Genomic DNA, 11,115 nt, shown 5'->3' with positions numbered 1-11,115 from the left:
TCACCGACATCCAGTGAACGGCTGGCTTCAGGGACAGAATATCCCTGGTCGAGCACCAGGGATGCGGCTTCGAGTTTCAATTGGGCAGTAAATGAGCGACGTAATCTTGTCATTGAACACCTCAGGTCATGGTGGCGACTGTATCACCTAAAATGGTATCCGGGATGATTAGATCACTACAAATCGAGTTTACGTGGGATAGAAGATTAGGAAACGTTTTATTGCTTTCAAAATCTTCGGCCCATAATTAAGTGATATTGCCATAATTCCTCGCGCGTTGAACAACGAGATAGCACCCCAAGAAGTCTGACCAACACCTATATTCGAAAAATCAGCATGTTTTTTAAAATCAAAATCTTTTAATGCTATTTTATATGATGCATTGTTATGCTTGAAAAAATATGAATAAAGCTTTTCGTTAACTGGCTTAGCAAACCGAATTTCTTGTTTGTTAATATGAGGGAAAGCACCTTCACCAAAACGCGCCAGCAGTGTTCCGCCGACAACAGCTCCGCGCAGGCTGCTTGATGTCGCGTACAGCGTAGAGACAACGGCAATAATCGCGTAAATGGTCTCCTTGTCCCGCACGATAGAGGTATCCATCGCTAATTGGATGCTTTCTTGCAAGGTTCGTTTGTTGGTTTTCCCTAGCTTCTCTTGAACCCAGTCATCGATAGACTGAGCGGCTGTTAGCAACTCCTCTCGATACTAAGGATTATCCGCTATTTCGCTGAGGGCATTTTCTGCCATATCAACAAATATCATCACGAGCGGTATTTCGACCATAGCTTTTTCCATCTCTATCAAAAGCCCACACTCACCATACTATGTAGTAAAAACCATAAAGAGAACAAGTGTTTGGTATGTCATCGTGTGGAATGGGCAGCATTGAAGAGCAAGCAACTGCGGTGGGTTGCCATGACGTTGTTTCCTAAATCATCCCTCAGTGCCCTGGATCAGTACACTATGTATCCCCAATGGTGCTGTTACACATATTACTTCTTCGTCAATAAATCAGATGGTTACGTACAATTGGCAATACGCATTTCACGAGTGTTGCGCAGGATGATGGATTTTCATATGGGCGATCGAAGCTGGATCAGGAGATGCGGCTCGGCCATTAGTCAGGATCGTTCCGTTTTAGCTAAGCGGTGCGAAAAAGAGGCCAGAGCCGACCGGCCCTGACCTCTGTGTTTTCTGCTCTATGGTGCCGGATTACTGACAGGCTCCCCAGTTTACGCCGTCCGTGCCACATTCCAGGCTATGAGTACCGTTCGCATAGGTTGTCTGCTTCTGATAGAGGCCGCTGTTGTTTCAACAAATAATGCCCCTACCATTGTGAAGATTTACCTTTACATATGCCAAAAAACTCAATCTAATGAAATTTTCAGCTACTAAATAATTGGCACTAAAAATATAGTTAATTCAAAATTTGGTTGTAAAAACTAATCTTTGAGTAGCATATTATAAACTGCGCCAATTAGATTGGCATCATTTCTATGCTGGCATGCAACAACCTCAAATTCCATGTTACCACCACGGCTCAATAATATTTTTAATTGATTATTAATGCCCTCAATCACTTTAGGTTGGCTGCTAATTCCACCACCGATCAAGATGAGATCCGGATCAATTGCATGCTTGATGTTATAAATGCCCAATGCATTGATAAAACAAAATTCATCAAGTAAAGAAATCATCAATGGATTCCCATTTGCTACCAAGGCAAAAAAATCCTCGCCATCAATAGTATCAACTCCCAGCGCCCATGCCGCTTTGCGCAATAATATTCGTGTTGAGCCAAGATCACTCCAGTTAGTCCGACTAAATGGATCCATAATCCAGTAGCCAAACTCGCCACCATGCTGAGTCGCGCCACTCACTAAATGATCATTGATCACCACACCACCACCAACGCCGGTGCCAATTACAACACAGGCATATGATTTAACGTCCTTCGCTGCACCAATCCAACCTTCCGATAACACGGCACAGTTAGCATCATTGGCCATTCCAACGGGTAAACCAAAGACCTCTGAGAATTTAGCCTTAATATTAAATCCATGGATATATCTCAGTGCTGTAATACCGCCAATAAAACCAGAAACTTCATTAACTGCTCCAGGAATACTTAGCGCGATAGCAACCGGTAAATATTTGTGTTGATAGGTCGACAAGACCATCTTCATTGCATCTAGTAACCCATGTAAATTATCAGGGGTCGGGAATGAACCCTTTTCATAAATAACTCCAGCATCATCTATTACACCATATTTAACGGCGGTGCCGCCGATATCAAAAGAGATATAATTAGACATGGTTGCCCCCTATAAAATTAACAACTGGTTGCCGTTCTCGCAGCAACCAGTTAATGCTAAATGAGATTGGCAGTCTTATTCCAGTTCAGAAATAGTCTCAGCAAATTGTGGCAAATGTTTTTTATGTGCCAATAGCAACTCGGTTGCCACCTTTCTTGCATCATCATCAGAATGTACCAGCGGATTGATATTCATGGCAACCAGCAAATCATTGAGGCTACCACTCACTGCTGCATTGGCTGCGGCAATTTCAAACGCTTTAATGCCATGGATTAAACCTAGCACTTTTTCGTCAAACTGACTAAAGCGTGGATCAGGTTTAGCACCATCACGACCGATCCGACAGGTCATCTCGACTGTCCATTCAGCAGGAATGTTTTTTATCTGACCATGATGGGGGACAATCACATAGTGCTCACTGTGACTGTCATTATAAATGGCGCTGATTACTTCACAGGCAGCATCTGAATAATATGCGCCACCACGCATTTCAAGTTCTTTTGGCTTATAATTAAGATTCGGGTCCTGATACAGCTTGAACAAGTCTTTTTCTACCCGTTGTACTACCTGTGCCCTTGTTTCCCCTTTGTAATACTCGCCCATCTCAATACTTAGCATTTCTTTTTCTTTAAAGTAATAACGATGATAGGGACAAGGTAATAACCGTAAGCCGCGCAAAAAATCAGCCTCAAAGGGAATGCTAAATATGTTTTTTACTGAAGCAGATTCCTTTTGTGCGCCATCGATTACATATTCAAATAGCTCATTAAAACGGGATTCGCCATTAACGAAAGCATCCTTTATAAAAACGAAGTGATTCAAACCGAACAGCTCAAGAGATAATTCATCAGCATCTGTTAACTGTAGCGATTTTTGCACAAACATTTTCATGCCAATGGGGACATTGCATACCCCAATGAATTTTTTGAAATTGGTATGACGCGCGACAGCTTCAGTGACCATCCCCGCCGGATTAGTAAAGTTAATAATCCATGCATCTGGACAAATTTCTTCAACATCCTTGATTATATCAAAAATGATCGGAATGGTTCGTAGCCCCTTAAATAAACCACCAGCACCGTTTGTTTCCTGGCCAAGCAAACCATGGCTTAATGGAATGCGCTCATCTTTTTCTCGAGCTTTGAGCAGACCGACCCGTAACTGAGTGGTAACAAAATCGGCACCAGTCAAGGCCTCACGGCGATTGAGTGTCTTATGAAGGGTAATCGGCAAGCCTGACTTGGCAATCATTCGTTGGCACAGCTCAAATATTATATTCTGTTTTTTTTCACCGTCAGGAATATCGACCAACCAGAGCTCACCAATAGGGAGTTCTGCATACCTTTTAATGAATCCCTCAACCAGCTCAGGAGTATAGCTACTACCACCACCAATGGTGACTACTTTGAGTTTTTTATTCATAAAAAATACCGTTAATCCTTCACGCTGACCTTGCAGCATATTTTAAATGAAGATGCCGCTTACATTTTTCCATCTAAATGAGAATGAATATATTTTTGATAAAATTATCATGAAATTTTTGATGGAACCTAAATAGGCTTTATTGTAACGGCTGTATGGCATAAATGGCATATCTACTATTTACGCCGCCCAGACAACTATTGTGGGTTCAAGGGGTAAACACCTGTAACTCGAAAAGCATGACGGCCATAAGGCCGTCATGAAACACTAGCTTCTCTTTACCACCATGCTTCAAACATGGCACCGAAGGTCACTGTGTCATCATCAGATGTTGTCAACACACCCTTGTCATCACGACCGGTATATTCATTATCTGCATTCCCGACGGTGGCGTAGAAACGTAACATCGGGCGAGACCAGGTTTCACCACCGATAGCGATATTTTGTGATAGAGTTGTTTTCCAAGAGGTGTTAGTCGCATCGATATCATCATAGTCAACGATGCTATAACCCCCCTCTAACCAAGTAGAATGAACATCGTTCCACTGGTAAGTCGGACGCAGGATAAAGCTGTAGTTTTTGCGGCTCTCATCACTCTTGTCTAAATCAAGTTTTTGATAAGAGGTCAAATATTGAATTTTTGCCCGCTCGGTCAAGGGGATGACACCATCTAGGCTGAACAACAAAGCGTCTTGATTGTCAGCCAAATCAAACACACTGTTTAGCGCATTGTGTGAATAACGAATAACAAACTTTTGGCCCGCCCATACCGCTTCACTTGCTAACTGATAAGCAGAGTTTGCCAGCTCTTTTTTGTCATCTTCAGTCAATTTTTCGGAAGTAGTACCGTAGTTTGCATAAAGGCTAAGATCCACGTCACCCAACTTGATGCCATGAACTTTACTGGTCAGCGCATAACGACCGTTGTCTTCTACCATGTCATCATTAACTTGGCCGACACCAGCAAAATCAAATTTGATCCCACCTAAGGTCAAATTTTTGAAACCGGCACCTTGGCTATCATGAGTCATCCAGAAATAGTCATTCAGATCGGTCTGAGGTCTCTGATGAAAATCTCGGCCAGCCCACAGATACAGGTCTGGTTGCGACTCAAAAACATTAGCCACACCGGCGTACATTTTCTTGACGTTGACACCACCGTCGTCGGCCCAGGAACCTTCAGACCAATGATCCAGCATCAAGACTACATCCCAGATGGCACCACTGTCGTTTTTAAAGACTTTGGCAAGCTGAAACTCGCCACCATTACCTTCATTACCCAAGCGACCAGTAGCATTACCACTCAAGCTACCAAAGCTGCTCACACGCTCTTTATCTGAGTTTTGATAATGTGCGCCGTAACGAGCATAACCAGAAAATACAAGTCCATCCGGTACTTTTGTCTCACTGGTCAATGTTGCTGGCTGCTGGTCATCTTTATATTTAGTTTCTGTGTTGACCTTAGTTTCCAACTCCTGAAGGCGAAGTTTCAGCGCTTCAATATCATCATTGCTATTCGCAAAAACAGACGCGGAACTCATTACCGCAGCCACAGCTGCGGCGGTATATAGTAAGCTAAATTTTTTCATTATAACTCCATGTTAATTTATTTAGTATTTCTGAGAATGAAAAAACAACAGGTAAAGTATTACCATTCAATCCATGAAATGAGCTGAATAGAACTGTATGAAAATATCAATATCTGTACTGGTTGGGATGTTTGTTAATTAAATATTTGTTTCTGCTTATAGCAGGGTGTTTTTCAACATCAACACCCTGCCATCATATCGTCACAGTTGCAGTGACAAAGCATCATCTTCTTCAAACGTCTCTTTTGAGACATCTTCATTTTTGCAGGCGATATTGTCCTGCGCTTTCATAAATGGGTAGTACACAAAGATAGTCATCAAGAATACTGATACTTGCAGCAACGCGGCCTTCCAACCACCCACAATGAAGCCACTGATGATCATCGGAGTGGTCCAAGGAACGGTAATCGCAGTGAACGGCTCGACCAGGCCTGCAGAGATGGAAAAATAAACCATCAGTACAGAAATAATCGGTGCGCACAAGAACGGGATCAACATCAGTGGGTTAAATACGATGGGGAAAGCAAAGATCACCGGCTCGTTAATATTGAACAACCCTGGCATGATCGCTATTTTACCCAAATCTTTATATTGCGTGGACTTTGCAAACATCAACATACATACAACCAAACCAAGGGTCAGGCCTGCACCACCAAACGTTACATATTGATCGATGAACTGGTTAGTAACAATCTTGGCGTTTTCCCCGGCAATCAACTGCTCTCCTTTGATGAGCAATTCTTGGTTTTGCAGCGCGTTCGCCGTCACGATCGGCCCCATGATCCCCATTACAATGGCGGAGCCATGCACACCACACCACCACAATAAAGAAATCAGCAGGGCAACAACGATGACCCCCCCCAGAGAGTCAGACAAACCCTGCAATGGTATCTGAAGCAGATCGTACAACACCACGACCACTGTCTTGTCGAACGCGAACTTAAAGAAAATCCAGGTGAAGCAGGCTGTCAGGATGATCAAGGCACCCGGGATCAGGGCGGTAAACGCATTAGCAACCCCCTGCGGCACGCCATCCGGCATCTTGATGGTCAGGTTCTTCTTCATGCACCAGCTATAAATCCAACCTACAGTGATGCCGACAAAGATGGCCACGATCATTCCCTTACCACCCATATAGGCTTTAGGAATCACCCCACCCAAGGTGGCACCATCCGCAGCCAGAATGAAGTTATCGTTGAGGATCAGCATGGTTACGATTGCAAAAATGCCTGCACTAACCCCCTGATAGCCTTCATTTTGAACCCAGCTATAAGCGATACCGAACACACCGATGAGTGCCAGAATATCAAAGGTGGCACCTACTACTTGCCACAATGGCCCCTGCCAATTGTCACCAAAGATACTGGCCATCAATTCGCCATACCCAGGGATAGGAATAAACGCCAGTAATAGGAATACCGAACCAATAATGGTCAACGGCATGGTGTAAAGAAAGCCATCCTTGATTGCCTTGACCGGCTTGGAGTTAACAAACCCCATGACATAGGGCATCACGGCTTGTATTTTTTGGTTAAAATTACTCATTAGAGATCTTCCCCACGATTTTTAATCACCGAACTAAACCAGTGGAAAGACATTTTTTTCTTTCGCTGATAGTTATTTTTGTGATCGACATAAATAAAGCCATACTGTTTTTTATATCCATTGAGCCAGCTCAACAGGTCAATAACAGACCACGCAAAGTATCCTTTGACGTTCACACCATCACTGATTGCTTGTTTCAGCGCAGTTAAATGCTCGCTGATATATTTTATGCGTGGGACATCACAAATTTCATCTTCCACAATCGGATCTTCATCACCAAGACCATTCTCAGTAATGTAAATCTTGACTTGACCATAACGATCTTTGAGCATGTTCAAACCAGCTACAAAGCCCTCTGGCGAAATCTCCCAATCCCATTTGGTATAACGTTTATCATCCATCTTCACGGTGCGGAAGAAACCATCGAAACTTGGATTTCCCGGTGCACCAGTTGAGTTTTCACGGGTAGCTTCACGCGGCTCTAGAGAACCTTTGATCAATTCAACCCGACTCGGCTGATAATAATTGAGCCCCATAAAGTCATTCAAACTAGCAGCCAACTTGATAGTTTCTAACTCCTCTGCTGTCTGCTCTGGATGGAAGCCGCTGACTTTCAGTGCGTCCATGACATAAGCTGGATACTCACCCTTCAAAATCGGGTCAAAGTAGAGATGGGTCGCATACGCATTAGCATGATATGCCGCTTTTTGGCTATCTTCACTATCATCAACGCCAAAAGCTGGACTAAATACGTTACTGATACCAATTTCACCATATAGATTCATGGATTTATATAGCAGCACCGCCTTGGCATGAGCATAAAAAACATTGTGAACAGCCTGGAAGTACTTCTTCGGATCATTCTTGATTCCTGGTGGGTGAGCGCCAGCCATATAACCTAGAGAACAAAATACAATCGTCTCATTGATGGTGATGAAGTGTTTTACACGATCACCAAAGGCTTCGAAGCACACTCTTGCATAGTTAACAAATGCATCGACGGTACGCTGACTCAACCATCCCCCCTCTTTTTCTAGGGGCAGTGGCAGATCCCAGTGATAAAGTGTGATAAAGGGCACAATGCCATATTTAAGACACTCGTCGATTAAGTTGTTGTAAAACTCAATCCCTTTTGGATTAATCTCGCCATCACCATTTGGGAAAATTCGAGCCCATGAAATGGAGAAGCGATAGGACTCCAGACCCATCTCAGCCATCAAGGCAACATCTTCTTTATAGCGATGATAGTGATCAACCGCGATATCCCCATTGGTGCCTTCGAAGGTTTTCCCCGGGATCTTGGTAAATTCATCCCAGTTAGTCATGCCTTTGCCATCTTCATTCCAGGCACCTTCTACTTGGTAAGACGCGCTGGCTGCGCCCATAAGAAAGTCATGTGCAAACTTCATTGATAATGCTCCGCTTAATTGGAAATTTTCTTGTGAAGATCGATCAACTCTTTGATCAACTCACGGGCCAACATCGATGTCATCAGGTGATCTTGGGCATGGACCATGATGAGTGTCATCGGGGTCTTACCCTCTCCCATATCAGCTTCAATCAATTGTGTCTGCACCAAATGGGCGGCATTCGCTGCTTGACGAGCCTCTTCCATTTTCGCATCGGCCTGAGCAAAATCCCCTTGCTTTGCAAATGCCAAGGCTTTGTAAGAACAGCTACGAGCTTCACCAGAATTGATAATGATGCCCATTACCTGCTCTTCAAGATCCATTTGCTGAACCTCTGAACCGTCTTCTTTTATATCGTCTAGGTTTAGATCGTCGAAATTCATAGGTGCCTCTGATTATTTAAATATAAATAAAATTTGTTAAATAATTGCCATGTCAGTTTATGAAAGTTACCCTTGCCACTTTAATAAAAACGGTGGCGCGCACCAATGAATGCCGCCTAATTATCATTGGCAGGATCATTGATAAAATAATTTGGTATAGCTTTGTTTACGTCGAAGTACTATAGGTTAGGCTGGCTTGGCTGATTTTTTAATTTCGGCTATAGCAACTTTCAATACGCTCAGTCCATCTACTCGGCCATACATACCTGCATCAATCACAGCGACTGGCTTATGAGGGAAACGCGCTGAGATATCTTGACACATATAACCGACCTGAGGGCCCAGTAGAATAACGTCAGCTTCGATACCTTTTTCATTGGATTGAGATTCAGGAAAAGCTTCAATATCAACCGGCACAGAATGTTTGGCGGCTTGCTCACGCATTTTATTGACTAGTAAAGATGTAGACATGCCTGCGGCACAAAACAGATAGATTTTTTTATTCATTACATAGTCCTCAACATACTTAAGTTAGAATGTGGTGTTTAATCACCTTGATGATGACTATAAAGAAAAATGGAACCGGTTACAGAAACCGGTTCCATTTTTGTGCTGCAACTCACAAGAAATAACAGTTCACTGCATTCGTAGAACGTGTCAGAAGCTAGGCAAAAGTTCGCCTGAGGGCCTAGTGTTATTGGTTTTAGCGCCGAAAGACTCCGGTCTACTGCGGCCATAGATAAGCGAAGGATTGGGCGGGCCCATTCGAGGCCGCTTAGGCATTGGAGGTAAACATAAAGACCCGATAGGGTCTTTATTTGGTATAGTTCGAATCACGATGAAGTGATGCAAGTCATCCCGGATGACCTGATCTTTAATTCCCCCCGAAACACTTTAGACTCGAAAGGTACTTCTTGCCCATCCATCAACTTGAGTGCTATCGCCATGGCATGGTGAACCATCTCAGTGAGCGGGAACCGATAAGTGGTCAAAGGTGGCGATAGATAGGCCGAGATCTCTTCATCGTCGATACTGACGATGGACATGTCGTTAGGTAGCAATAGCCCTGCCTCGCGAAATGCCTGCATCGCCCCGAATGCAATCGAGTCACTCGCGGCAAAAAGGGCACTACATCCCCCCCCTTTTGTGAGATATTGCTTTGCCGCACGATAACCCTCCGCGATGTTAAAGCTGCTGCACTGGTACCAGTGTTCTTGATACTCAATACCCCATTCCAATAGCATCTTCCGATATGTATCCATACGAACAATGCCTGTTGGTGTGATCGCTGGTGGACCAAAATAGGCAATCCTGGTGTGGCCTAGGGAGAGCAGGTGACTCACTGCTTGTTTGGTGGCGTGTTCATTATCAAAGTAAATCGAATAACCACAATGGGAAGGTAGTGAGCGTCCGATAAAGATGATTGGCAGCCCAATTTCTTGCTGAATGGACAACATATCAATTTCAGTCATATGCCGGGTATACACAATCAACACGCTGCAGCGACGATCTACCAGTGAATAAATAGCCTGCTTTTCTCGTTCTGGTTCATTATGGCCATCGGTCACAATCAATTGCTTATTTGTTTGGTCTGCAACCAAGGCTGCATTCTTTAATAAATGCCCAAAGTGAGCACCGTCAAAATCCGATACAACCAAACCAATACTACTGCCACTCTTATTTGCTAACGCCTGCGCTACCAAATTAGGACGAAAGTTGAGTTGTTGCATGGCAGCATGAATTACTTTTCGGGTTGACTCTTTAACCGGACCTGTCTCATTAATGGCGCGTGATACGGTTGCCTTGGAAAATCCAGTAATTCTGCAAATATCATTAATTGTTGCCATCAGTTGTTGCTTTCCTGTCAAGACGATTGATAATGCATTCCATTTTTCATGAGCATATCAAATTTTATTATAATAATAAAATTTAGTTGACATTGTTCAATTTGAACAAAAACTGTGGGAATGGCCTGCGGTTGCCCCAGGTGTGGGGGGGCTCGAATGGGGTTCGCGCTAGATCTGAGACAAAGGGGATAAACTCCCGAGCCGTTTTCCTTACTTAGTTGGACTGCAGCCAAAGGAGCATACAATCCAGTCTGTCAATGGGATGTGTCTAGAGCACAGGGGCGATTCAGTGTATCCCCAATGGCGCTGTTACACCCATAACTTCTTCGTCAATAAATCAGATGGTTACGTACAATCGGCAATGCGCATTTCAAGCGTGCTGCGCAGGATGATGGATTTTCATATGGGCGATTGAAGCTGGAGCAGGGATGAGACTCAGCTATTAGTCAGGATGGTTCAGTTTTAGCTAAGCTTTGCGAAAAGAGGCCAGTGCTTACCGGCCCTGACCTCTGTAGTGGTCTAATTATCCCGGACACCATTTTAGGTGGTACAGTCGCCACCATGACCTGAGGTGTTCAATGACAAGATTACGTCGCTCATTT

The 11,115-nt window shown here is 43.7% G+C and carries 10 protein-coding genes; all 10 read right to left on the bottom strand.

The features are described 5' to 3' along the window. On the bottom strand, nt 1-113 hold a 113-nt coding region (locus tag G5253_RS20230), incomplete at its 3' end, for a transposase (protein ID WP_421204145.1). 76 nt (nt 114-189) lie between these two features. Next, entirely contained in the window at nt 190-696 is a 507-nt protein-coding gene (locus G5253_RS20225; protein WP_266135755.1) for a hypothetical protein, read from the bottom strand. A gap of 749 nt (nt 697-1,445) precedes the next feature. Further along, complete coding sequence (locus tag G5253_RS20220; RefSeq protein ID WP_266135754.1) at nt 1,446-2,318, bottom strand: ROK family protein; 873 nt, start codon at nt 2,316-2,318, stop codon at nt 1,446-1,448. A gap of 75 nt (nt 2,319-2,393) precedes the next feature. After that, nucleotides 2,394-3,740: a 6-phospho-beta-glucosidase gene (locus G5253_RS20215; protein WP_266135753.1), complete on the bottom strand. Its 1,347-nt coding sequence runs from the start codon at nt 3,738-3,740 to the stop codon at nt 2,394-2,396. Nucleotides 3,741-4,018: 278 nt separating this feature from the next. Then, nucleotides 4,019-5,329: a carbohydrate porin gene (locus G5253_RS20210; protein ID WP_266135752.1), complete on the bottom strand. Its 1,311-nt coding sequence runs from the start codon at nt 5,327-5,329 to the stop codon at nt 4,019-4,021. Nucleotides 5,330-5,530: 201 nt separating this feature from the next. Beyond that, a complete protein-coding gene (locus tag G5253_RS20205; protein WP_266135751.1) occupies nt 5,531-6,874 on the bottom strand; it encodes a PTS sugar transporter subunit IIC in 1,344 nt (447 codons plus the stop codon). Beyond that, on the bottom strand, nt 6,874-8,283 hold the full coding sequence (locus G5253_RS20200) for a glycoside hydrolase family 1 protein (RefSeq protein ID WP_266135750.1): 1,410 nt from the start codon (nt 8,281-8,283) through the stop codon (nt 6,874-6,876). Before G5253_RS20200 ends, G5253_RS20205 begins: the two co-directional genes overlap by 1 nt. 14 nt (nt 8,284-8,297) lie before the next feature. Then, a complete protein-coding gene (gene chbA / locus G5253_RS20195) occupies nt 8,298-8,666 on the bottom strand; it encodes a PTS N,N'-diacetylchitobiose transporter subunit IIA (RefSeq protein ID WP_266135749.1) in 369 nt (122 codons plus the stop codon). A 186-nt stretch (nt 8,667-8,852) separates the two neighbouring features. Further along, nucleotides 8,853-9,173, bottom strand: a complete 321-nt coding sequence (locus G5253_RS20190; RefSeq protein WP_266135748.1) for a PTS sugar transporter subunit IIB — start codon at nt 9,171-9,173, stop codon at nt 8,853-8,855. A 326-nt stretch (nt 9,174-9,499) separates the two neighbouring features. Further along, entirely contained in the window at nt 9,500-10,513 is a 1,014-nt protein-coding gene (locus G5253_RS20185) for a LacI family DNA-binding transcriptional regulator (protein WP_266135747.1), read from the bottom strand. Nucleotides 10,514-11,115: the final 602 nt, after the last annotated feature.

This window comes from Aeromonas sp. 602658, from assembly GCF_049173005.1.
Classification (GTDB): Bacteria; Pseudomonadota; Gammaproteobacteria; order Enterobacterales; family Aeromonadaceae; genus Aeromonas; species Aeromonas veronii_A.
The sequence above is the reverse complement of the archived record's forward strand: the minus strand, read 5'-3'. Positions and strand labels throughout refer to the sequence as shown.